22 protein-coding genes are annotated in these 22547 nt (G+C 37.4%); 19 read left to right on the forward strand and 3 right to left on the reverse strand.

Annotated elements, in window-relative coordinates; genetic code table 11:
- Positions 1-159 precede the first annotated feature (159 nt).
- Entirely contained in the window at positions 160-1161 is a 1002-nt protein-coding gene (locus ISU02_RS07730; RefSeq protein WP_194701240.1) for a sensor histidine kinase, read from the reverse strand.
- On the reverse strand, positions 1142-1831 hold the full coding sequence (locus ISU02_RS07735) for a response regulator transcription factor (protein ID WP_194701241.1): 690 nt from the start codon (positions 1829-1831) through the stop codon (positions 1142-1144). The genes ISU02_RS07730 and ISU02_RS07735 overlap by 20 nt, the downstream gene beginning before the upstream one ends.
- Before the next feature lie 195 nt (positions 1832-2026).
- Here ISU02_RS07735 and ISU02_RS07740 point away from each other — a divergent pair, with 195 nt between their 5' ends.
- The 19 genes from ISU02_RS07740 to ISU02_RS07830 all read left to right on the forward strand — a co-directional run bounded on the left by ISU02_RS07740 (position 2027) and on the right by ISU02_RS07830 (position 21230).
- Entirely contained in the window at positions 2027-2674 is a 648-nt protein-coding gene (locus ISU02_RS07740; protein ID WP_194701242.1) for a metallophosphoesterase family protein, read from the forward strand.
- 46 nt (positions 2675-2720) lie between these two features.
- Entirely contained in the window at positions 2721-3734 is a 1014-nt protein-coding gene (locus ISU02_RS07745; RefSeq protein ID WP_194701243.1) for a hypothetical protein, read from the forward strand.
- A 181-nt stretch (positions 3735-3915) separates the two neighbouring features.
- On the forward strand, positions 3916-4248 hold the full coding sequence (locus tag ISU02_RS07750) for a hypothetical protein (RefSeq protein WP_194701244.1): 333 nt from the start codon (positions 3916-3918) through the stop codon (positions 4246-4248).
- A 120-nt stretch (positions 4249-4368) separates the two neighbouring features.
- Positions 4369-5055, forward strand: a complete 687-nt coding sequence (locus ISU02_RS07755) for a metal-dependent hydrolase (RefSeq protein WP_194701245.1) — start codon at positions 4369-4371, stop codon at positions 5053-5055.
- Complete coding sequence (truA, locus tag ISU02_RS07760) at positions 5045-5788, forward strand: tRNA pseudouridine(38-40) synthase TruA (protein ID WP_194701246.1); 744 nt, start codon at positions 5045-5047, stop codon at positions 5786-5788. The genes ISU02_RS07755 and truA overlap by 11 nt, the downstream gene beginning before the upstream one ends.
- Before the next feature lie 96 nt (positions 5789-5884).
- The gene (larC, locus tag ISU02_RS07765) at positions 5885-7168 is read left to right on the forward strand and encodes a nickel pincer cofactor biosynthesis protein LarC (protein ID WP_323985026.1); all 1284 of its coding nucleotides are present in this window, start codon (positions 5885-5887) and stop codon (positions 7166-7168) included.
- A gap of 38 nt (positions 7169-7206) precedes the next feature.
- Entirely contained in the window at positions 7207-8049 is an 843-nt protein-coding gene (gene larE / locus ISU02_RS07770) for an ATP-dependent sacrificial sulfur transferase LarE (protein ID WP_407646429.1), read from the forward strand.
- Positions 8050-8052: 3 nt separating this feature from the next.
- Positions 8053-8799 carry a nickel pincer cofactor biosynthesis protein LarB gene (gene larB / locus ISU02_RS07775; protein ID WP_194701248.1) on the forward strand — a complete coding sequence of 249 codons (747 nt, stop codon included), beginning with the start codon at positions 8053-8055 and terminating at the stop codon, positions 8797-8799.
- A 353-nt stretch (positions 8800-9152) separates the two neighbouring features.
- Positions 9153-10799, forward strand: coding sequence for a hydroxylamine reductase (gene hcp, locus ISU02_RS07780; protein WP_194701249.1), 1647 nt, complete (start codon positions 9153-9155; stop codon positions 10797-10799).
- A 460-nt stretch (positions 10800-11259) separates the two neighbouring features.
- Positions 11260-11532: a hypothetical protein gene (locus tag ISU02_RS07785; RefSeq protein WP_194701250.1), complete on the forward strand. Its 273-nt coding sequence runs from the start codon at positions 11260-11262 to the stop codon at positions 11530-11532.
- 629 nt (positions 11533-12161) lie between these two features.
- On the forward strand, positions 12162-12482 hold the full coding sequence (locus ISU02_RS24110; protein WP_194701251.1) for a Kelch repeat-containing protein: 321 nt from the start codon (positions 12162-12164) through the stop codon (positions 12480-12482).
- 95 nt (positions 12483-12577) lie between these two features.
- Entirely contained in the window at positions 12578-13204 is a 627-nt protein-coding gene (locus tag ISU02_RS24115; protein ID WP_267459418.1) for a hypothetical protein, read from the forward strand.
- A gap of 274 nt (positions 13205-13478) precedes the next feature.
- The gene (locus tag ISU02_RS07800) at positions 13479-14351 is read left to right on the forward strand and encodes a helix-turn-helix transcriptional regulator (protein ID WP_194701252.1); all 873 of its coding nucleotides are present in this window, start codon (positions 13479-13481) and stop codon (positions 14349-14351) included.
- Positions 14352-14455: 104 nt separating this feature from the next.
- Positions 14456-15154 (forward strand): pyridoxamine 5'-phosphate oxidase family protein, encoded by a 699-nt coding sequence (locus ISU02_RS07805; protein ID WP_194701253.1) that lies wholly within the window; start codon positions 14456-14458, stop codon positions 15152-15154.
- A 166-nt stretch (positions 15155-15320) separates the two neighbouring features.
- Positions 15321-16163, forward strand: coding sequence for a class I SAM-dependent methyltransferase (locus tag ISU02_RS07810; RefSeq protein ID WP_194701254.1), 843 nt, complete (start codon positions 15321-15323; stop codon positions 16161-16163).
- Complete coding sequence (locus tag ISU02_RS07815) at positions 16150-17769, forward strand: ABC transporter substrate-binding protein (RefSeq protein ID WP_228727754.1); 1620 nt, start codon at positions 16150-16152, stop codon at positions 17767-17769. The genes ISU02_RS07810 and ISU02_RS07815 overlap by 14 nt, the downstream gene beginning before the upstream one ends.
- Entirely contained in the window at positions 17769-18743 is a 975-nt protein-coding gene (locus tag ISU02_RS07820; protein WP_194701255.1) for an ABC transporter permease, read from the forward strand. Before ISU02_RS07815 ends, ISU02_RS07820 begins: the two co-directional genes overlap by 1 nt.
- On the forward strand, positions 18730-19512 hold the full coding sequence (locus ISU02_RS07825) for an ABC transporter permease (RefSeq protein ID WP_194701256.1): 783 nt from the start codon (positions 18730-18732) through the stop codon (positions 19510-19512). The genes ISU02_RS07820 and ISU02_RS07825 overlap by 14 nt, the downstream gene beginning before the upstream one ends.
- The gene (locus ISU02_RS07830) at positions 19509-21230 is read left to right on the forward strand and encodes an ABC transporter ATP-binding protein (protein WP_194701257.1); all 1722 of its coding nucleotides are present in this window, start codon (positions 19509-19511) and stop codon (positions 21228-21230) included. Before ISU02_RS07825 ends, ISU02_RS07830 begins: the two co-directional genes overlap by 4 nt.
- Here the strand turns inward: ISU02_RS07830 and ISU02_RS07835 are convergent.
- Positions 21223-22401 carry a helix-turn-helix transcriptional regulator gene (locus ISU02_RS07835; RefSeq protein ID WP_194701258.1) on the reverse strand — a complete coding sequence of 393 codons (1179 nt, stop codon included), beginning with the start codon at positions 22399-22401 and terminating at the stop codon, positions 21223-21225. The genes ISU02_RS07830 and ISU02_RS07835 overlap by 8 nt on opposite strands.
- Between the last annotated feature and the right edge of the window lie 146 nt (positions 22402-22547).

The raw sequence follows: 22547 nt of genomic DNA on the forward strand, positions 1-22547 counted from the left end.
CTCCTTTTCAAAATATAAAATGACGATATTTGTATTTTTGTTATTCTCTATTTTCAGTATAAAGGTATACAGGGTTTCAAACCATCGAATGAACTTACAAATAGTTGTGCTATCTTACACTTGTGTAAGATTCAAAATCCAAATAGTAAATATGCCATTTTAAGCTTTAAAAAGAGAGATGTCATGATAATCGTTGGGAAGTTTAAATCTCAGAGAGGCAGTGGTAAGATCGTCTTCAGAAGTGATCCATAGATCATGGCCTAATTTATCGCAAGATTTTTTTGCAAGATAGAGTCCCATTCCCGTGGATTGATTTTGAGAGCGCACATTTGAACCAGTGAAACCTCTGTTGAAGATTCGAGGGATATCAGCAGGTGCAATGCCTACGCCTTGATTTTGAATCTTGAGAACACAGAATTGATCTGTACATGTCGTTTTAATTGTGAGTTTAGACTTTGGATCTGCATATTTAATTGCATTTGAAATCAGTTGATCCAAAATGAATCTCAGCCATTTATCATCTGTGAGTACATCGACAGGCTCTATATTAAGTTCAAGCTGTAGAGCTTTTAAAATGAACGAAGATTTGAACTGCTTAAAGGCACGATTAAATACATTGTTTAAAGCATGTGGCTTGATGTGGTAATCATCTGAAAAGCTTTCAAGGCGCGCGTAAAAGAGCGTTTGATTAATGTAATATGCCATACTGTCAATTTCTTTGTTTAAATTTTGATGTGCGGTATCATAAGGCAACTCCTCAAGGAGCATCTTTGCTGCTGAGAGTGGTGTCTTAATACCGTGGACCCAGCTGTTTATAAAATCTCTAAAGTTCAGCTGTTCCAGTTGATGTTTAGTGATGGCATCATCTTTTTGACGCGCGGTTTCTTGCATGCGCAATATGGCCTTGCTGGTGACGGGGTCCAGTGTGGCAGGAGGATCAAAGTCAAAATGATCTAGCCAGTTGAGGTTGGATTTAAACTTTTGATAATCCCAAAGGAAAAATAAAATCGTCCAAAAGCCTACAAGTCCGTTGATGTAGACAATACTGGAAACTGTGATTTTTACAAGGGGGTCCAGCATAAAAATAGAAGATATTGTAATGACGATGACCAGTTGAAGTAATAATAGATTTTTACGATATTTAAAGTAGTTTTTGAGCATTTATGGCGTACCCTTGTCCTTTCTTGGTTTGTAACCAATCGGTTAATGACAATGATTCTAATTTCTTTCGAAGACGATTGATGTTAACGGTGAGCGTGTTGTCGTCGACGAAACTTTCGTGATCCCATAAGGTGCGCATAATGTCTTCTCTTGTGACCACTTGTGGTGCTTTTTCTATGAGACGCTTTAAGATTCGGAGTTCGTTCTTAGTGAGTGAGATTGTGGCATCAAAGTAAGTTGCGGTCATTTGATCCAGATTGAGTATGAGATGGTCGTATTCAAGGAGTGCAAGTGTGTTCTCTTGATACGCGTAACTTCTTCGGAGCAGTGCGGTAATTTTGGCCAGTAACAGATTGAGATCAAAAGGTTTTGTGATATAGTCATCTGCGCCTAGATTGATCGCCATGATGATGTCCATGTTGCTATCTCGAGAGGACATAAAGAGTATGGGCAATGTGGCGTGTTCTCTGATTTTCTGGCAAAAGTAATAACCATCAAATTTAGGAAGTGTGATATCCATAAGAATTAGATGCGGTGAAAAGGTGATAAAGTGTTCCAGGACATTGTCAAAGTCAGTGACAATAGAAGCTTCATAACCCCATTTTTCAAGTGTATTTTTAAGTGTGGATGCAATTGTAAAATCGTCTTCTACTACCATGATTTTATACATTTTTACCTCCTGATATTTAAAACAAATTTGAGGGATGGTCTTTAGTAGTATTATACTGAATTTTAGATTCAATAGGCGCGTTTTAATTGAATTTTAAGATTGGGGGTTAAAATTTGATTTCAGACATTTAATTTAGGCTGTGGTATAATGATTTCAATAATAGGATGAATTCTAGGGTGAGTTGAGGTTGATAAAATGTCAATTGCGGTTGAAAAGAGGTCCATCAAAGAAGCACTTAAAGAAAAATGGCAATATATGACTGGAGGCATTTATATGCCTAAGGCACTATTGGAAACCAAAGGGGAGTTGCTCGTACATATAAGCGATACGCCTTTAATGAGTTATGCTGCCATCAGTCATCTTTTAAAGAGACTTAATCCTAAATGGATTATTCATACTGGAGATTTGGTGGATAACATCAAACTGGAACTGTCCTTTTCAAAAATTGATCTGTATAGAAAACACCTTGTGAAGTTAACAAGAATGTTAGAAATGTCCAACAGTGAGGTATATATATCATTGGGAAATCACGATCATTATGATTCCATAATGGCTCTTAACACCCCATTTCATATTTGTAAAAAGGCAGAAACTTTAAAATTGGGAACATTTACAATAGCTTATAGCCATTATATTGAACTTTTAAACGATTATGAGGCGAATATTTATCTCTTTGGGCACAATAAGTATAAAAAAACAGAAGTGAACAATGATGGGAAAATTTATTTAAATGGGTTAGAGCAAATTACAGTGATGGATATTACCAATAAGCAGTACTTTTTTTTAAGATATCCCATTGGGACGGACGATTCAAGAATGCTTCGAATGAGGATTGGTATATAGAAGTGTAATGAAGCGCACAATATAATGAAGTGAAGGAGAAAATCATATGATGTCATTTGTCAGAAGTGGTCCTAAGGTACTCATTATTGAGCCTGAAAATGAAATGCATTTTAAGCAGTTCATTATAAAACATTTTGAAAGTAAGTTGTTACATGAAACGGTTTTAACTTTCAATGATGCGATCTCAGAAATGAATCAGCACCAAACCCTTGTTTATCTCGCAGATAATGCAAAAGAGAATATTCAAAAATTTAATCGTGAGAAGTGCATCATCATCAATGAAGGGGCCCAAAATTTTCTTATGTTTGCCATTAATCAGAATATGGCTTCTGAGATTAGACAGGTTAGGAAAGCTTCACGAATTGTCATCATGCAAGTTATCAGCAATATGGATTCGACTATAGAAAATGTCGCAGATGATTTCGACGGTGTGATTGAACCCATCAAGGAAAGCTTCAATGGGCACACTCAGGGCACTGTGATTTGCTTCACTAAGGCCAATATCAATCAAAAGGTACAATTTAGTGATTTGTATGAGCGTGCTGTATTTACAGAGATTCATTTTTCTGAAGTGATTAAAACATTAGACAATCACTCTTTGAAGTATATCAATAGAAATTTGGATAAACAGCAATGGTATGATTTGACGATTAAAATATACGATAGCTATGAGGCCTATAAACTGCAATATGATCGATTGATTCACGTACTCGACAAGCTTGGTGCAGGGATTATTCTAAGAGAAGGATGGGGAGAAGATGCCGCAAAAATTTTTCTCATTGTGGGCGTCTACAAGGTGACACTTTTTACGTACCTCACGCCACATGAGATCAAGGCGATATTGCTTGCGCTTGAATATCTAGAAAATGGCGAACGGATTGTTGATTACGACCTCTTTTATAAGAAGAAAAAAGTCCATTGGGATGAGATTAGAATTAAGGGGATCAAAGGCAAGGAAGCCCTTAGTTTGCACTACAGAAAAGAACTCTATAAGAAACTGGAGAAAAAAGATATCGATAAATTATTGGATTTGGAAGAGTATATTTTTGTATCCCGTTAAAGGGGAGTAAAGCTGGAAAGTAATATACTAAAGTATATTGAAATCACTTGAATTTTTACTTCAAGTGATTTAGGTGTTGTTTTCAGATTTAATTTGGTATAATGGAGTAAATAATATAGTAAGGCAAGATTAGAGGGTACAGAGCACCCACGAAATCTTGTAATGGACTTGGAGGATAAAGATGAGCATAAAATATTCAGTTGTTGTAGTTGCTTATAAGGATGTTGCACCAGAAATTGAAGCAATTGTGAAAGAACACAGCATTAGAGAAATCAATGAACCTTCGGATATAGTTACATTTTGTAACTATGGCAGACAATTTAATCAGGATGCTAGAGCTTGTATCTATTTGGAATGGTATGAAAAAAATATACTCAAATATTTATCGGAAGGTTATGAAGTTGTATTACTTGAAATTCCTTATTCTTCAGATAAATCTGTCATGGAAGTATTAAATACAATTGATGAAAAATTAGGAGAGAATCTGCTTGTAATTGAGCATGATGAAATTTAATCTTCCCTTACAAAGCTTGCACAGGACAAAGGATTGGATTTGAATTTTGTTACAGATTAGGAGAATGCTGACGAGAATTTTTCGTTGGCTTTTTTTAGATTAAAAACGAGGAGGCATAAAATGAAAATTACTTTTTTAGGACATGCGGCATTTTTAATAGAAACAGATCAGTTTAAACTTATGATAGATCCTTTTTTGGAAAATGGGATCACTAAAATGAAGGTGGAAAATTTCCCTGAAATAGACTATATTCTAGTGACACATGGGCATGGTGATCATATTGGCAGTACAGTTGAAATTGCAAAACAGACAGGGGCAACGGTCATTTTAAATCCAGAGCTGGCACATCATCTTCAAAAAGTTGGTGTAAAGACACACACCATGCATATAGGTGGCAAAAAAAGTTTTGAATTTGGAAGTGTGAAAATGATTCCTGCATTGCATGGCTCTTCCATCATGATTGACGGTGAACCAAAAGAGGGTGGGAACCCTTGTGGGTTTCTTATTGAGATAGAAGGAAAGGCCATTTATCATGCTGGTGATACAGGGGTTTCTATTGAAATGCAATTGCTGGAATCGGAGAAAATTGATTTTGCAATGCTTCCAATTGGAGGTAATTTCACAATGGACATAAAGGATGCGTTGAAAGCAGTCCAGATGATTAAACCTATAAAAGTGATGCCAATGCACTACAACACATTTCCAGTGATTCAAACCGATGTGTCTCTTTTCATGGAAGGCGTTAAGGCTTTAAAGTGTGGAACAGTCCCCATTTTATTAGAGGGAGACGCATCCTATGAATTATAAAATGGAAATCGCTTATGAGGGCACTAGGTACAGAGGATGGCAAAGACTTAAAAATACAGATATGACGATTCAAGGTAAAATTGAAGCGGTGTTATCCCGTTTTTTAAACGTAGCAACTGAGATAAATGGGGCAAGTAGAACGGATTCTGGTGTGCATGCCCTTCATCAAATTGCAAATTTTAAGTCAGAACAAGTTATTGACCGTTTAGAATTGATAACTTATATGAATCAGTATCTTCCGGAAGATATTTGCATAAAAAGTATTGAAACTGTTTCTGAGGCATACCACGCTCGGTTTGGCGCCAAGAAAAAAATTTATCTCTATCGTATATGGAAAGCAAGTTACCCACCTGTTTTTGAACGAAAGTTCGTGACTCAATATCATGGTGTGCCTCTGGATATTGGTGAGATGAAATCTGCGGCGACATTTCTTGAAGGTGAATATAATTTTAAGGGTTTTTGCACTGATAAGACGAAGAAATCCACTGTGAGAAGAATTGATGCGATTACCTTCTCAGAATCCGATGAAGAGATCAAAATTTTCGTTGAGGGCAATGGATTTCTTCATAATATGGTTAGAATTATTGTAGGCACATTGATAGAAGTGGGAGCAGGTAAAAGAACTGCTGAAAGCGTAAAACGTATTTTAGAAACGGGTGATAGGCGTATCGCCGGAGAGACTGCGCCCCCTCAAGGATTAACACTTTACAAGATAGGACAAGGTTCTATATAATTAATTCGCGAGGCAAAATAATTGAACTTGAAATAGCAATGAAGTTGAAGATATGGATTTATGAACGTCAGCAGATTGGCAATTAAGGAGGTTGTAGTGAAAACTTTATATTTAGATTGTTTTGCAGGGATTAGCGGCGACATGTTTATGGGCGCAATGGTAGATCTTGGCGTGGATTTCGAAATGCTCAAATCAGAATTGAGCAAACTTGGTTTGGATCATGAATTTGATTTGAAAATGAGAAGAGATTCAAAATTGGGTATATTTGGGACGAAAATTGATGTGATTGATCACAATAATGCTCATGATCATGGGCACAATCATTCACATGACCACGGGCACGATCATCCGCATGAGCATTTACATGAGCACTCACACGACCATTCACACGACCACGGGCACGATCATAAGCATATTAGAGACTATGGTGAAATTAAAGCAATTATAAAAGAGAGTAAGCTTTCAGATCGCGTCAAACAAGATAGCTTAAAAATCTTTGAACTCATAGCAAAAGCAGAGGCTAAAATACATGGCAAAACAGTGGATGAAGTTCATTTTCATGAAGTGGGTGCTATTGATTCTATCGTTGATGTCATCGGTGCAGCAATTTGCATGGAACTGCTTGAAATCGATGAAATAATGGCGTCACCAATTGAAATTGGCGAGGGCTTTGTCAAGTGTGCACATGGTAAAATGCCTGTACCGGCACCTGCAACTTCGGAAATTTTAATTGGTGTGCCTACACTTGCAAAAGTTAAAGGATATGAGATGACCACACCGACAGGTGCGGCAATTATTAAAGCTTTTGTTACAAAGTTTCCAGAGCATAAGGAAATGAAAGCTCAAAAAATCGGCTTTGGTATGGGGACAAGGAATCTAGATATTCCCAATTGTCTTAGAGCGATTATCGTAGAGAAGCAAGAAAGTCAATTACAGTGGATTTTAGAAGCCAATATTGATGATATGAGTTCAGAACAACTTGTATTTGCAGAAGAACGCTTATTAACAGAAGGGGCACTGGATATCTATAAAACGCCAATCATTATGAAAAAGGGCAGACCAGCCATTAAAATGAGTATCTTGGCAAAAACTAAAGATATAGAAACCCTTCAAAGAATACTTTTTACGGAAACCACAAGCATCGGTTTACGCAAGTATCCTGTGGACAAAGTAAAACTTGATAGAACTTATCAACAGATTGAAACGCAATATGGTAAAGTAACGGTTAAAACCGCTTTTTTAGAAGGTGAAATTGTCAATCAAAAGGCAGAGTATGAAGAATGCAAACTTCTGGCACTTGAAAATCAAGTGGCGCTTTCTGAGATCTATAAAGCAGTAAATGAGGCTTTATTAAGGAATTCACTGGTAAATAAACGGTAAAATTGGAGAGGAAGGTTATCAGCTCGATGAATATAGGAATGAGCCATTCAAGTTTAAAATCAAAAATAGATGAACTGAGAAAGAATGACCCCAAATTTGAAATGTTGTGCAAGTATTTAGAAGAGAAACCCTCAATTGTAGTGGCTTTTTCAGGCGGTGTGGACAGCACCTTTTTAGTGGCAGTTGCTTCTGTGGTTTCGAGACGTGTTATGGCACTTACAGTGCGTTCACCCTATATCGCCACATGGGAAATAGACGAGGCTGTAGATTTGACTAAGGTGTTAAAACTGGAACATCGCATTTTAGAAGCTGAAATTCCAGAAACGATTAAATATAATCCAAGTGATCGTTGCTATCTATGTAAGCATGAAATCTTTAGCAAGATCAAAGTCATCGCTGAACGAGAAAAATACGATGTGGTTTGTGATGGCTCAAATTTTGATGATCTTGGTGATTACAGACCTGGGATGAGAGCACTTAAAGAACTTGAAATCGAAAGTCCACTACTCAATTGTCAAGTGACTAAAGCGGAGATTAGGGCTTGGTCTAAAAAACTAGAACTTGAAACTTGGGATAAGCCGCCCTATGCGTGTTTATTGACACGAATTCCCTATGATACCCTGGTGGAACCTGAAGCACTTAAAATGATTGAAAAATCAGAAGCTTTCGTGATAGGACTTGGCATTAGAGCAATCCGAGTAAGAAAGCATGGGGACTTAGCACGTGTTGAAGTGGATGAAAAAGAAATGCATAAAATGCTCAAACCAGAGATCATGTCTCAAATATCAGAGACTTTAAAAAGTTTTGGATTCAATTATGTCACTTTGGATTTGTCAGGTTATAAAATGGGCAGTTTCAATGATACCCTTGAAAAGGAGTAAATTATGAATAAAAATCAACTGGAGTCATTGCTACAAAAGGTTAAGCAATCTGAAGTCACCATAGAAGATGCCATGCAAACATTATCTTCACTCCCTTTTGATGACCTTGGATTCGCTATGATTGATCACCATCGACACCTTAGAGTGGGTTATCCTGAGGTTATTTACTGTGAGGGCAAGACCATAGATCAAGTGATTAAAATCTTTGAAAATATGGTGTCTAGACAAGTCAATATATTGGCAACTCGAGCGTCTATGGCACTATACGAAGCTATAAAACCTCTTCATATGGAAGCCAAATACAATGAAGCTGCCAGAGTGATCACTTTGACTCACGAAGCTATACCTGTGACGGAGGACTATATTGCTATTGTAGCGGCAGGAACTTCTGATCTGCCAGTGGTTGAAGAAGCATATGAAACAGCTGTTGCTTTTGGAAATCGCGTAGAGAAAGTTGTTGATGTTGGCGTTGCAGGGATACACCGATTATTTGCAAGACTAGATGTGATCAGAGGTGCAAAAGTGGTCATTGTTGTTGCAGGCATGGAGGGTGCGCTTGCAAGTGTCGTGGCAGGACTTGTGGATAAACCTGTAATCGCAGTACCTACCAGCGTTGGTTATGGAGCCAGTTTTGGTGGTATCAGCGCACTGCTGACCATGCTGAACAGTTGTGCAAGTGGTGTGACGGTTGTGAATATAGATAACGGATTTGGTGCGGCTTATGCAGCATCGCAGATGAATAAATTATAAATTTTACAGATCTTATTATAAGAAAAATTTTATCAAAAAATTTAGTGAGGATGCCTCTATGAGGTATCCTTTTTTGTGTAAAGCATAGGGGGCATCCCTAGTGTGGTGTACATAAAACCTATAACAGCTTATTGATTGTTAAATGTAACACATGTTACCGAATTCTCTTTGAGTTTAATATATGATTAGCACAGAAGGTTGAAGGATATAAATAAGTTGCAAAGGGAAATAATGGGAATACTTGTTGCTGATTTGAAATGAGTTCAACTGTGAAAAGGTGTTTATTAAAGTAATAGCTTGAAGCTGTTATTCAAGCTATGGGAATGATTATAAAATTTGAAAGGAGATTTAAAATGAGTATGTTTTGTTATCAATGTCAAGAAGCAGCGGGCGGAAAAGGCTGTACTAAAATCGGTGTATGTGGAAAAACGGACAATGTGGCTAATCTTCAAGACTTATTGATTTACACATTAAAAGGGGTTTCTGAATACAATCAGCAAGCAAGAGCGGCGGGATTGAATACGAAAGAGGCAGATCAAGTATTATTAGATGGTTTGTTTGCAACAATCACAAATGCAAATTTTGATAAAAATGCGATTTCAGCTAAAATTGAAAATGCAATTAAGGTCAGAGATGCGATTAAGGCGACTTTAGATTCAAATGGTAAACTTGCAGCTAAGGCCTATCATGATTCAGCAGTATGGACAGGCGATAGAGCTTCTTTCGAATCCAAATCTACAAGTGGCGTGGGTGTTCTATCCACAGTGAATGAAGATGTGAGAAGTCTTAGAGAACTCATTACTTATGGCTTAAAAGGTATGGCAGCATATGCTGAACATGCGGCGAACTTAGGCTTTGCAGACGAAACGATTTATGATTTCATCGAAAAAGCACTTCTTGCAACACTCGATGATGGCTTATCGGCAGATGAGCTTGTGGCATTGACACTTGAAACAGGTAAATACGGCGTTAATGTGATGGCCCTTCTTGATAAAGCGAATACAACTTCTTATGGCAATCCTGAAATCACTGAAGTTAACATCGGTGTGGGCACAAACCCTGCAATCTTAATTTCAGGTCATGATCTTAAAGATATGGAAGAACTTTTGGCACAAACTGAAGGCACTGGCGTAGATGTTTACACACATTCTGAAATGCTTCCAGCACATTACTATCCAGCATTTAAGAAATACAGCCATTTCGTAGGCAACTATGGTAATGCTTGGTGGAAACAAAAAGAAGAATTTGAAAAGTTTAACGGACCGATCATCTTCACAACGAACTGTATCGTACCACCAGCAGATTCGTATAAAGATAGAGTTTATACCACTGGTTCAGCTGGTTTTGAAGGGTTTAACCACATTCCAAATAGAGTTGATGGCAAAGCGAAAGATTTTAGTCAAATCATAGAACATGCTAAGAAATTACCAGCACCAACAGAAATCGAAACAGGTAAGATCGTCGGTGGCTTTGCACATAATCAAGTGATCGCACTTGCAGATAAAGTGGTTGACGCCGTGAAGACAGGCGCAATTAAGCAATTCTTCGTTATGGCAGGCTGTGACGGTAGAATGAAATCAAGGAACTACTATACCGAGTTCGCAAATGAACTTCCAAGCGATACTGTGATTTTAACTGCTGGCTGTGCAAAATACAGATACAACAAGTTAAATCTTGGCGATATCGGTGGTATCCCTAGAGTATTAGATGCAGGTCAATGTAATGATTCGTATTCACTAGCAGTGATTGCTCTTAAACTTAAAGAAGTCTTTGAACTCAATGACATCAACGAGTTGCCGATTTCTTATAACATCGCATGGTATGAGCAAAAAGCAGTTATCGTGCTGTTAGCACTCTTATACCTCGGCGTTAAAAATATCAAGCTCGGACCAACACTTCCAGCATTTTTGTCACCAAATGTGGCGAATGTTTTAGTTGAAACTTTTGGCATCAACGGTATTGGAACTGTTCAAGAAGATATCGTTCAATTCTTAGGTTAATTTGTATTTAAAATATAAGTGATCTCCAAAATAGAGAGATTGAGATTGGGTAAGGTAGAACACCCCTCATAAATCATGCGGTAAATGCATGGATTTGTGAGGGGTTGTTTTTTTGCAAGATATATTACAAATAGTGTATAAAAAATGTTTTTGTTCCAATTAGGACGCTTTTTGTTCCAAATAGGCCATGCATATTAAAAATAGAAAAAAATGATATAATCACATTGAGTTTGAGATTGCTTGTTATAATGTAAATGATAAGATTGAAAGGGAGGCAGCAGATTTTATTTAAAAAACTATAATGGATAGAGTGTTAAAAGTTAGTTTCGTGTATACCATATAACATGTGATGCAATACATACTTTCCGCAAACAAAATCATAGAATAGAGAGTTGATCAACTTTTGACTTTTGGTACCCTAACTAATAATTTATTGACAAAATTAAGGAGGATCACTTTTATGAAAAAAATTACGAGAAACATTTTGTATAGTTTGTTACTGCTCGTATTGATTGGATGTCAATCAGATGATACAGACGAAAATGCGAAACCGGAGTTTTTGTACAATGTAGATAAAAGTATTGATTTATTTGTTTATGAAAAAATGGCTTACGTGAATGCGAAAGATGTTGACTGGGTTATTGAATTGGCCCTTGAAAAAGGGACTCTGATTGGGACGATAAAAAATACAGGTGCAACATCAAATTTTAGCGATTGGGATGCGACTGTATGAGACGTTGGCTGCAATATATACACATCAAATTGTTCGGATATTTTACTAGTAGAGAGCAATGGTGAATTTATCCCATATCTTAAATATGTCGAAGGATAGCTTGAAATTAGATATTCAATTGTAGGAATGGAGGGTGGACGAAAGAGGGAATTTCAACAGCGTTTTTATTTGAATAATTTAAGGCCCCTTGATAAGTAATTTACTTCTAATTTATCAAGAGGCCTTTTTAAATTTAAATAGGATTAAGTGTTGAATGTTCTCTTCAACTTCAGTTTTTCTATGAGTTTATTAATATGAAGGACTTTATATTAATCATTTTAGAATTCGCAGTTGAGCATCAAATTTAAGCTCTAGTCATTTTTATAAGCTGCTCAACTCCTAAGTTGAGTTTCTTTTTTATTTATAGCAAGATAATAAATGTTGGCATTATTGAAAGCCTTTTACAATACATATTTGAGTTTAAGTCTTCAGTAAGAGTCAATAAATATGAATTGGATCTGAGGAGGGCATGTATGAACATTAGAAGTAGAAAACAAAAGATCGTATGGAGTATTTTATTAACACTGATTTTAATGGTAAATGGTATTGGGTATTCGGAAGGAGAGAGTGCTTGAGAAGTTAAGGCGCAGATGCATTTTCAGAGAATCAGTCACCAAGTGGTTGTATTAGATGGGAAAATTTATGCGATTGGTGGAATAGGGGGTCAATATTTAAATACTGTAGAAGAATACAATCCTATAACAGATATTTGGGAAATAAAAGCATCTATGAATATAGCGAGAAGAAATTTTGAAGCAGTTACATTAGGAAATAAAATATATGTTTTGGGTGGGAATAACGATGCAAATGCTTCACTTGTTCTAAACTCAGTAGAAGAATATGACCCAAGTGAAAATGAGTGGACAATAAAGGCGTCTATGTTTAAGAAGCGTCAAAATTTAAATGTGTAACGATAAATGAGAAAATTTATATAGTAGGAGGTCTTAATGCCACAAATATAGAAGAATATGACACTATAAATCAATCTTGGACAAGTACTAAATCGATGCCTATCCCCCCTTACAGTTATGAGGTTGCAGTAGTAGGTGATACAATATATTTTGTTGAGAGCACTTCGACAAAAGCATACACTCCATCAGCTGAACCAATTCCTCAAGAAATCACTTTACAAGCGGAAGCAGGCGATTCTAAAGTTTCACTATCATGGATAGCGACCACAACCGCATCTGCATACAATGTAAAAAGAAGCACGACTGCTGGGGGACCATACACGGTGATCGATACCAGTGAAACCACAAGCTATGTGGATTTAACAGCAACAAACGGGGTGACGTATTATTATGTGGTTTCTTCTATGGGTAATGATGACGTAGAAACGAATTCAAATGAAGTGATGGCAACACCTATGGGGTCTAGTAATCCGAATACCTTCCAAGGCAATAGAGCGATTTTAATGTTGAGAATAGATGGGTTAGAAAAAGAATACGATATGCCGATTGATGAAATCTACAGTTTTATCAATTGGTATGAAGCTAAGAGTGGCAGTGTTGCCAATACCAAGCCCTTCTACATCATCGATAAGAATTACAATGTCAGTCCATTTTTAAATCGATTTGACTATATCAACTTCGATCATTTACAATACTTTGAAGTAAAAGATTATAACCAATAGATCTATCCAGAAATCACAGTTAGAGTGTCAAAAGTCAGTCCTCTCTACCATCTGCTGCATCGAGTACTTTCCGTAAACGACATCATAGAGTAGAGAGGGCCCAACTTTGACTTTTGGCACTCTAATAATAGTTTAGTTTTTAGGTTTGTCCTCTATTGTGATAAACTTAAGGGAGAAACTATGATTTTCTTTCTTCTATTTATTTTATGGATGTGAAAGTGAAGTCTACATGCCTGTAAAAAAGCATTTTCTTATGTAAACGAAAGGTCAAACGATGAAAAGCGACAGACAACTAGCCATTATAAACCTTCTAACAGAGTATAAGACCCTCACCGCTCCTATGTTAGCTGAGCGCTTTGAAGTGTCCAGAAGAACCATAAATCGCGATATTGATGAACTCTGTCTAGCGGGTATTCCCATCGTCACAACTCAGGGCAAAAATGGGGGCATCTCGTTGATGGAGGGATACACCATCGATAAACGCATCCTTAAGAAGGAAGAATTAAAGGATATTGTCGCAGGCCTCAAAGGGATAGAGAGCATTAGCAAAGAACATGTACATAAGCATCTACAATCAAGACTCTGTGATGATGAAAGCGACATGATTATAGATTTGGCATCACATTACAAAAACAGTTTGTCAGATAAGATCGAAAATCTCAAGAGTGCCATCAGAGCACACAACCTCATAGCATTTGACTACTATAGTCCTAAAGGGTGTGAAATTAGGCAGGTAGAGCCTTATAAGATCATGTACAAATGGTCTGGATGGTATCTTCTGGCTTATTGTATAGAAAAAGAGGCCATGCGCGTGTTTAAACTCAACAGGTTATGGTCGATTAGGGTACTCGATCAAACCTTTGAACCCAGAAAGATCAGCCAAAAAGATCTGGAACTGGGTGGTCATCTATCGGATCATAACGCACTTGAAGTCTTATTTGATAAAAGTGTCGCCTATCTATTGGTGGAAAGTTATGGACCGGATTGTTATGTGGAAACAGAAGCAGGTAAACTTCACTTTAAAGGCACCTATACCAATGAAAGCTACATCATCAGTTGGCTCCTCAGCTTTGGGAATAAGGCAAAAGTGATCAAACCAGAGTCTCTTATTGCAAAACTCAAAGAAAATGTGATGCAATTTGAGTAATCTTTTTAAACATGACATATAGCTGTCATGTTCTGTATGATAAACTGATCATAAGAATGACTTAGGAGTTAAATGCAAAGTACTTCAATTTGAGGAGGTAAAAGATGTATACGGATATTTTTAAGCAAGCATCGGATATCGTCGATGTGTGCGAGGTTGGCTATTTTTCCACACTGGACGAAAATGGTTATCCTAATGTGGCCACTAGATCTAGAGTCAAATCAAATGGCATTATGGAAATCTATTTTTCCACAGATACCAGTGGCAATATGGCGAGTTCAATTCTGAGAAATGCAAAATCATCGGTCTGTTTTAGAGCGGATGGAGATAATATTTCACTAGTGGGTAAGAGCGAGATCATCACTGATATGGCAGTTAAAAAAGCATTATGGCTTGACTGGTTTATCGATCATTTCCCTAGTGGTATTGAAGATCCAGAATATTGCGTGATCAAGTTTACTACAGAGAGGGTTTCCATGTGGGTGGACAGAAAGGTTTATAAATTTGGTATCGATGAAATCACAGAAATTACGAGCCGATGTGGGTTGATGTGCAACAGTTGCGATTTTAAAGAACCTAACGATTGCAAAGGGTGTATAGCCTCTAATGGCAACCCGTTCTATGGGAAATGCCCCATTGCACATTGTGCACAAGAGAAAGGACTCATGCACTGTGGACAATGTGATGAAATGCCTTGCGACAATTTGAAAGATTATTCTTGTGGCGATTCAGAACACAGTGATCATCCTAAAGGTGCAAGATTGGATGTGCTCAGAATGTGGGCACAGCAGTTGAATGATTGATAAAAAATATGATTTATGAGAGCTCATAGTTGTAAAAGACTGTGAGCTTTTTATAATTTTAAAAGCATTTTTGCAATAAAATTAAAGAAAGTGCATTTTATTTAAAGCACATTTTGTTGAGAAGGATTATCATTATCGATACAAAAGAAGAAAGGAAAACACATAAATGGTATCGGTAAATCAATCAGAAAAAACATATGAAAACAGTCAAGAAGAAAGATGGGATCAAAGAGCTTTTCAATTTAACAGAAACCAGTTAAGTGAGATCCAAGTCATTCCAGAAGCAATTGTTGAGTATTTAGGCGAAAACTTTGTTGATATTGAAACCGTTATGGATGTTGGTGGCGGTTCAGGACGTTATGCTTTATTATTTGGAGCGCGAATGGCACATGTGCTCATGACCGACATCTCAAGTAATATGCTCAGGTATGCACGTGAAAATGCAGAGGCACAGGGGCTTAAAAATATTGAATTCTCAAAATTAGACTGGGGGAAGCATACTGAAATAGTGAATCTTCAAGCAAAATTCGATTTAGTATTTTCATCGATGTGCCCTGCCACGCAGTCTATTGAAGGGGTTAATAAAATGATGCAGTTCTCAAAAAAGTATTGTGCCATTAATCAGTATATCCTTTCGACAGATTCACTGAAGACCTTTATTCAGAGGGAGATGAAAGATTACAACCAAGAGAAAGGAAAAAAATTTGAACGCAAAAGAGATCCCCATAACAATCGAGAATTTGTACAGAAATTGTTTAACGATCTATGGTCAAGAAACTTTTCTCCAGAAATCAAATTGTTCTCTGAAGAAAAAAATATTGAAATGACTGTCAATCAAGCAAGAGAAAAATATGTGGATCATACTGTGATGCCCTCTGATGAAAGAAACTTTCAATATGATGTAATCGAGAAATTTAGCCAAGAGGGGATTTGTAAAATTACGAGAAAAAATATAACGGCTATTATTATTTGGAAGTTAGAGAAGGAGTCTATCAATGAAAAAATTTAAAATGGTATTAATAGCAGTTGGTATATTATTAATGGCAGTTGGCTGTAGTAATAAAGCGCAAGAAGTGACTCAAACGGATCAACTTGTTGCATCCGAAGAAGCGTCAACGGTACAAGAGACGGATCAAGATAAAGAGAGCGCTGAAGGGCGTCCAGTGATTAGGCTAGCAGGTTCAGACACAGGCATACCAAATCCCTTTAGACATCATACGCGGGGTCCCGGTATGTCTAAAATGCAAATTTTATATGATTCTCTTCTGGAAAGCGGTGCGGATGACTATGTGCCATGGCTTGCAAAATCTTGGCGCATCGATGAAAGTGGTTTGACTTATTCATTTGACCTTGTGAACAATGCGGTTTGGCATGATGGTGAGCCATTAACGGTAGAGGATGTGATCTTTACTTTTGATTATTATAGAGAGCATACGCCGGTTTTAAATAATCTAATTGTAAATGGGACGTACATTGTAGAATCTGTAGAAAAAACGGGTGATTGGACTTTTGATGTTAAGGTGAATACTCATGATAATACGTATCTATCCAGACTTGGCGGTGCGAGAATTTTGCCAAAACATATTTGGCAAAGCGTAGAGGATCCAATTGCGTATGAAGCGGAAGATGCAGCGGTGGGATCTGGACCTTATAAGATGACCTATTATGATGCTGTCAAAGGCGAATATCGATATGAAGCTTTTGATGAGTACTGGGGGTTAAAACCCGCTGTTGAGGCAATAGAATGGGTGCCTGTAAGTGATTCGGTGTTGGCCTTTGAAAACGAAGAAATCGATTTGATCAATATTGCCCCCGATCTACTGGCGAGATATTCAAGTGATGCTAAATACACCATTCAAAATCTACCATCTTATCACAGTTATCGCCTCATGATGAACATGGATGCTGTAGATGCTTTGAAATCAGTAGAAGTTAGAAAGGCTTTAGCATATGGCATCAATCGCAAATCTCTTATCGATAAAATTGCAAGAGGTGCAGCGGAGATCAGTAGCATGGGTTATGTTCCAAGTACGAGTTCTTGGTATAATCCCAACATTGAAGCCTACGACTATGATATGGCAAAAAGTAAGCGCCTTTTAGAGGGCAAAAAATTGAGTTTTAAACTTTTAACGGGCAATGCACCGGCAGAGGTGAAACTTGCCGAACTTATTCGAATAGATCTTGAAGCGATTGGCGTTGAAGTGACTATTGAAAGTGTAGAGAGTAAGACGCGTGACCAAGCCGTAAAAAAAGGGAATTATGAATTGTTGCTTATTAATTCAGGCGGTATGGGTGGCGATCCAGATTATCTGAGAAGTATTTATGGAAATGCATCTTCGAATACAGCAGCTTTAAATGCGGCTACTCTTAAAGGTTACTACAATGAAGAAGTTTCAAGGCTTGCCACAGCACAAGCTACTGTAAAAAGCGGCGCTGAACGGAAAGAAATGATTTTTGAAATGCAAAAGCTTATTGCAGAAGATGTGCCTATGATTATGCTATATAGTAATGATGACAATTTTGTGTATCGTCAAGAATATTATGATGGATGGTTTGCGCGGTTTGATCATAGCAAGTTAGATCACAATAAGTTGTCCTATGTTGTAAGAGAATAATGATTAGGAAAATTATTGGAACACTTATAGTGGTATTGGTCATCAATTTCTTTTTACCAAGGCTCATGCCAGGAGATCCTTTTGATTTTCTTTCTGTGGAAGAGGGCAACGTGACTGTGACACTCACAGAAGATCAAATTGAATTTTATAGAGCTTATTATGGAATGGATAAGCCACTGGGAGAACAATTTGTGGATTATGTAAGACGAGCTATTACGGGAGACTTTGGAAATAGTATTTATTATAACAGGCCAGTGCGCCAAATGATTATTGAGCGAATTACTTGGACATTTGCCTTAGTGGTCATTTCTCTATTCGTAAGTTGTATTATTGGAACTGCGTTTGGGATGATTTCGGCATATTATACTGGAACAAAAAAATTTTTAGATGGTATGCTCATACGTATTATGACGATTCTTTCTGAAGTGCCCGATTTTATGCTTGGGTTATTGATGCTCTTTATTTTTTCAGCAAAGCTAAAGTGGTTCCCTCTATCCGGCGGCGCCACGGCCTTTGCTGAATATGATAATGTGCTAGAGTGGTTTATTGATTATGGGACGCATGCGGCACTGCCTTGTCTTGTGCTCATTTTATCAAGTCTTGGAGATTTTTTCCTGCTGGGAAGGCAGAGTATGATTGCCGTGCTTAGAGAGCCATATGTTGAGACTGCAAAGGCAAAGGGATTATCCAAGAGACGTGTGATGATAAATCATGTGTTGGTCAATGCATTTTCTCCAATTATAGCGCGGGTATTTATGCGGCTTGGCATGATGATTGGCGGTGCAGTTCTAGTGGAAAATGTGTTTGCTTACCCAGGTGTGGGGAGATTAATGCGTGAATCCGTATCGCTAAGAGACTATGTTATGATTCAAGGTGTTTTCTTTTATGTTGCAATTTTAGTTCTATTTTTTAATATTTTGGCAGATTTGATTTATAAGAGGACAAATAAGCGAGGCAATCATGAAAATTTATAGGTTATATCTCTTATTGATTATAGTCCTATTTTTGACTTATACAATATTTGGCGGCAATGTTCACCGTGTGGTAACAAATGATTCTTTAGCGGCACCTTCTCTAGAGCATATTTTAGGGACGGATGATTTGGGTATGGACATATTTGCACAATTATGTCATGGCGGTGGCTACAGTATCTTGCTAGGAGGATTAAGCGCTCTATTTGCAGTTGTCTTGGGGACGATGGTTGGTGTCTCATCAGGTTATTTTGGCGGTGCATTGGATCGCGTTTTAATGGCGATTTGCGATATTATAACGGGCATGCCTCAAATGATACTACTCATCTTATTTGGCGCTTTTTTAGGCGCAAGCTATTTTTCCATGGTTTTAGTACTCGCACTTTTATCGTGGACGCAAATCGCTCGGATGGTAAGATCACGTGTGATTTTTATAAAGAACCAAAATTACATGACGTATTCCAACCTGTTCGGAACTTCGTTTATGACAATTCTCTTAAAGCATTTTTACCCTGCGCTAAGGGAATTGTTGAGCTTATCTTTTATTAAGATTATGAGTAGGAGTATTGTAATGGAGGCGAGTTTGGCTTATTTGGGGCTAGGTGATCCAACTTCAAAGAGTTGGGGGATGATGTTGAATCGAGCAATGGCGTTTCCAGGGATTTATTTTACTCCTTTTTGGAAGTGGTGGGTGCTGTCCCCGCTGGTTGCATTGATGGGGTTGATTCTCTCATTAATGATATTGAGTAAAGAATTTGAGGTGGTGAAATGAAACAGAGTATTCTAACGGTTAATGCCTTGTCCATTCAATATAATGGACAAGAAAATAGAGCGGTCCAATCCTTTAATTTAAAAGTATTCAAAGGCCAAACCGTGGGCCTTGTGGGAGAATCGGGAAGTGGAAAGTCCAGCATTGCACATGCAATCATGGGACTTCTACACGAAAAAGCGCATATAGAGGGTGAAATCATATTTCAAAATAAGAGTTTATCCTGGGATGAAATGAACGATTGGGACTTTATAAGATGGAAAAGGATAGCTTTAGTATTCCAAAACGCACTGAATGTTCTGAATCCAATGATGAAAGTATATAAGCAAGTTTCTGAACCCATTGTAAAACATTTGAACTTATCCAGAGAAAATGCACGGCGAAAGGCCACTTTGCTATTAGAAGAAGTAGGTTTGGATCAAATGTGGTGGGATGCCTACCCGCATCAGCTGTCTGGGGGAATGCGGCAAAAGGTTCTCATTGCAATGGCGCTTTCTTGCGACCCTGAACTTTTGATTATAGATGAACCCACAATGTCTTTAGATCCAGAAGCCAAATATCAGGTTGTTGAATTACTGAAGCGATTACAGGCAAAATTACAGTTTGGATTGATTGTCATTTCACATGAGATGAATATAATCAAGGCATTGTGTTCTGAAATTCATGTTCTTTACAAAGGTTATCCGTTGGAATATGGGATAACTGAAGACGTTCTGGAACAGCCTAAACACCCTTATACAAAAGGCTTATTAGGTGCATCTTGGGAGATGGATGCCTATAAAGACATCTGGGGAATTCCTGAATTAATCCGTGAGCAAGGTGCCACGGGATGTCCCTTTTATTCAAGGTGCTTTCAAGCTCAAAAGGCGTGTCAATCGTTTGTACCACAGGCACTTGAATTAAATCAGGGGCATGTTACGTCGTGTGGTCGAGGTGGTATTGTCACCTTGTTAAATGTAGAAGGCTTGTCTAAAAAGTATAATGTGGGCAAACGTCAAGTCTTGGCGGTTTCCAATGTGGGATTTGAAGTGAATGCAGGTGAAGTCCTTACGATAATTGGACCTTCTGGTTCAGGAAAGTCGACACTGGCTTTACTCATTTCCGGATTTGAAAAGAGCGATGCAGGGCGGGTTTATTTTGAAGGGTGTGAGATCAATCCACAAAAAGCTATGAGTATGGAGAATGGCATACAACTTGTTGTTCAAGACCCTTCATCGGCAATGAATCCAGATTGGCGTATTGAGGAGGTGCTTTTTGAACCCATGCGCAAGAATCGCACGATGTGCAAGCATAAAGCGCATAAATGCATCCGAAAAATGCTCAGAAACGTACACTTGCCAAATGATGAAATTTTTTTAAGCTCAAAGGCGGGCACGTTAAGTGGCGGCGAAAAGCAGCGTATAGCAATTGCAAGGGCACTGTTGATGTCCCCCAAACTTTTGATAGCGGATGAATTTACGGCAATGCTAGATCCATCCAGTGCGGCTAATCTTGTGAAACTGCTCAAAGGGATGCAAAATCGGTTTGGTTTTTCGATGATCTATATTACGCATGATTTATATTTAGCAAGGAAAATTTCGGATAGGACATTATTGCTACAAAATGGTATCGTTGAAGCTTATGGCAACAGTGCTACTCTTATTGATCAGAAACTATTGAATTTAAAAACGACTCAAGTTGAAAATAAAATGGATCATCCAAAAGAAGTGTATGCTATGTAATACACTTCTTTTTATATTCGCTAGGTGTCATTTTATAAATTTTTTTGAAACAGGTTGAAAAATAAGTGCTGGAGTCAAATCCCACTGTGAGCGCAATATCCGTTAAAGAATGCTTGGTGATGTCCATGAGCAAAAGTGCACGTTTCAGTCTATAGGCCACTAAATAATCACGAAAAGTAATACCCACTTCTCTCTTAAATTGTCTCGACAAATAGGACGGTTGAACTTGGAGTTTAACAGAAATGTCTTTAAGTTTTATGTCTTGAGCATAATCTTTATGAATGATCTGAAGCAATTGTTGGATGTTGTAAGAAGTATCTGTATTTTGGACAGTGGACAACAGTTTGATAGAAACTTCTAAAAAACTTTGTGCGAAGATAAGTTGATTGCTATAATGCTCTTTTTCTATAAACTGGATTAGAGCCGTTTGATGCAACTGAAATAAATTCTCACTGAGATTGGGCCGTAACCGCACGAGTTCATAGATCATTGCCGTCATAATATATGCAAACCGACCTTGTAATGTTTTATGTGGCAAAAGGCCATTAACAGAAGATCTAATTTGATGGAGAATTTTATAATAGTAATTTCGTGCATGATCATAGTCTTCGCCAACAATTGCTTTTGTAACTTTTCTGATGAGATTATCAATTGTCTCAGGATGATCTTCACTGTGAACTTCGTTTAAAATAACATTTTCACAGAGCATATCACAGCTTTGGTTTGAATGGTGGCTTCTAGAGTCATAATTAAATTTAATAGGGGGCTTGTTTTTCTGGAACATGATGATGAGCTGTTCACCTAAAATACGCAAATAATCATGAGAAGCAGATTTAAACACTGTTGTGTCAATGATACGGTTACATTTTTCACAACATATAACTTGATGGTCTTGATTGCTTTCAATCACATGGAAAACTTCTGAAAAAACAATGACAGGATTATCAGAGTCAAATAAATTGGGCCAGATCAAAAAATAGCATTGCGGATAGACTGCGTAAATGATAAAAGACATGCCTTTTAAACTGGTATTTTGAGTATTTTTTACATCTGAAACAATTCTTGTATTCGTCTTGTCGTCATAGGGCAACTCACAGTTGAGCGTCACATTAGGATATTGGAATAAGCGAACTTGAGTTAATAACTGAAAGTCTTGTAAAAATCTATGCATGGATAACGCTCCTCGCTAAAAAATACTACAAATGAAAACCATTCTCAACTGTAATATTATACCTTTAATTCGGGTCAGTTGTCAAAACAAACACTAAAAAAAGTGTTTTGTAGAAAAACTGAAAGAAATTAAAATCAAAGGGTATT

Origin of the sequence: Fusibacter ferrireducens (genome assembly GCF_015352425.1) — a bacterium.
GTDB classification, from domain to species: domain Bacteria; phylum Bacillota; class Clostridia; order Peptostreptococcales; family Acidaminobacteraceae; genus Fusibacter_A; species Fusibacter_A ferrireducens.

Coding starts and splice junctions, on each gene's coding strand:
- ISU02_RS07730 (WP_194701240.1), bottom strand. CDS start 1,161: ATGCTCAAAAACTACTTTAAATATCGTAAAAATCTATTATTACTTCAA.
- ISU02_RS07735 (WP_194701241.1), bottom strand. CDS start 1,831: ATGTATAAAATCATGGTAGTAGAAGACGATTTTACAATTGCATCCACA.
- ISU02_RS07740 (WP_194701242.1), top strand. CDS start 2,027: ATGTCAATTGCGGTTGAAAAGAGGTCCATCAAAGAAGCACTTAAAGAA.
- ISU02_RS07745 (WP_194701243.1), top strand. CDS start 2,721: ATGATGTCATTTGTCAGAAGTGGTCCTAAGGTACTCATTATTGAGCCT.
- ISU02_RS07750 (WP_194701244.1), top strand. CDS start 3,916: ATGAGCATAAAATATTCAGTTGTTGTAGTTGCTTATAAGGATGTTGCA.
- ISU02_RS07755 (WP_194701245.1), top strand. CDS start 4,369: ATGAAAATTACTTTTTTAGGACATGCGGCATTTTTAATAGAAACAGAT.
- truA (WP_194701246.1), top strand. CDS start 5,045: ATGAATTATAAAATGGAAATCGCTTATGAGGGCACTAGGTACAGAGGA.
- larE (WP_407646429.1), top strand. CDS start 7,207: ATGAGCCATTCAAGTTTAAAATCAAAAATAGATGAACTGAGAAAGAAT.
- larB (WP_194701248.1), top strand. CDS start 8,053: ATGAATAAAAATCAACTGGAGTCATTGCTACAAAAGGTTAAGCAATCT.
- hcp (WP_194701249.1), top strand. CDS start 9,153: ATGAGTATGTTTTGTTATCAATGTCAAGAAGCAGCGGGCGGAAAAGGC.
- ISU02_RS07785 (WP_194701250.1), top strand. CDS start 11,260: ATGAAAAAAATTACGAGAAACATTTTGTATAGTTTGTTACTGCTCGTA.
- ISU02_RS24110 (WP_194701251.1), top strand. CDS start 12,162: ATGCATTTTCAGAGAATCAGTCACCAAGTGGTTGTATTAGATGGGAAA.
- ISU02_RS24115 (WP_267459418.1), top strand. CDS start 12,578: ATGCCTATCCCCCCTTACAGTTATGAGGTTGCAGTAGTAGGTGATACA.
- ISU02_RS07800 (WP_194701252.1), top strand. CDS start 13,479: ATGAAAAGCGACAGACAACTAGCCATTATAAACCTTCTAACAGAGTAT.
- ISU02_RS07805 (WP_194701253.1), top strand. CDS start 14,456: ATGTATACGGATATTTTTAAGCAAGCATCGGATATCGTCGATGTGTGC.
- ISU02_RS07810 (WP_194701254.1), top strand. CDS start 15,321: ATGGTATCGGTAAATCAATCAGAAAAAACATATGAAAACAGTCAAGAA.
- ISU02_RS07815 (WP_228727754.1), top strand. CDS start 16,150: ATGAAAAAATTTAAAATGGTATTAATAGCAGTTGGTATATTATTAATG.
- ISU02_RS07820 (WP_194701255.1), top strand. CDS start 17,769: ATGATTAGGAAAATTATTGGAACACTTATAGTGGTATTGGTCATCAAT.
- ISU02_RS07825 (WP_194701256.1), top strand. CDS start 18,730: ATGAAAATTTATAGGTTATATCTCTTATTGATTATAGTCCTATTTTTG.
- ISU02_RS07830 (WP_194701257.1), top strand. CDS start 19,509: ATGAAACAGAGTATTCTAACGGTTAATGCCTTGTCCATTCAATATAAT.
- ISU02_RS07835 (WP_194701258.1), bottom strand. CDS start 22,401: ATGCATAGATTTTTACAAGACTTTCAGTTATTAACTCAAGTTCGCTTA.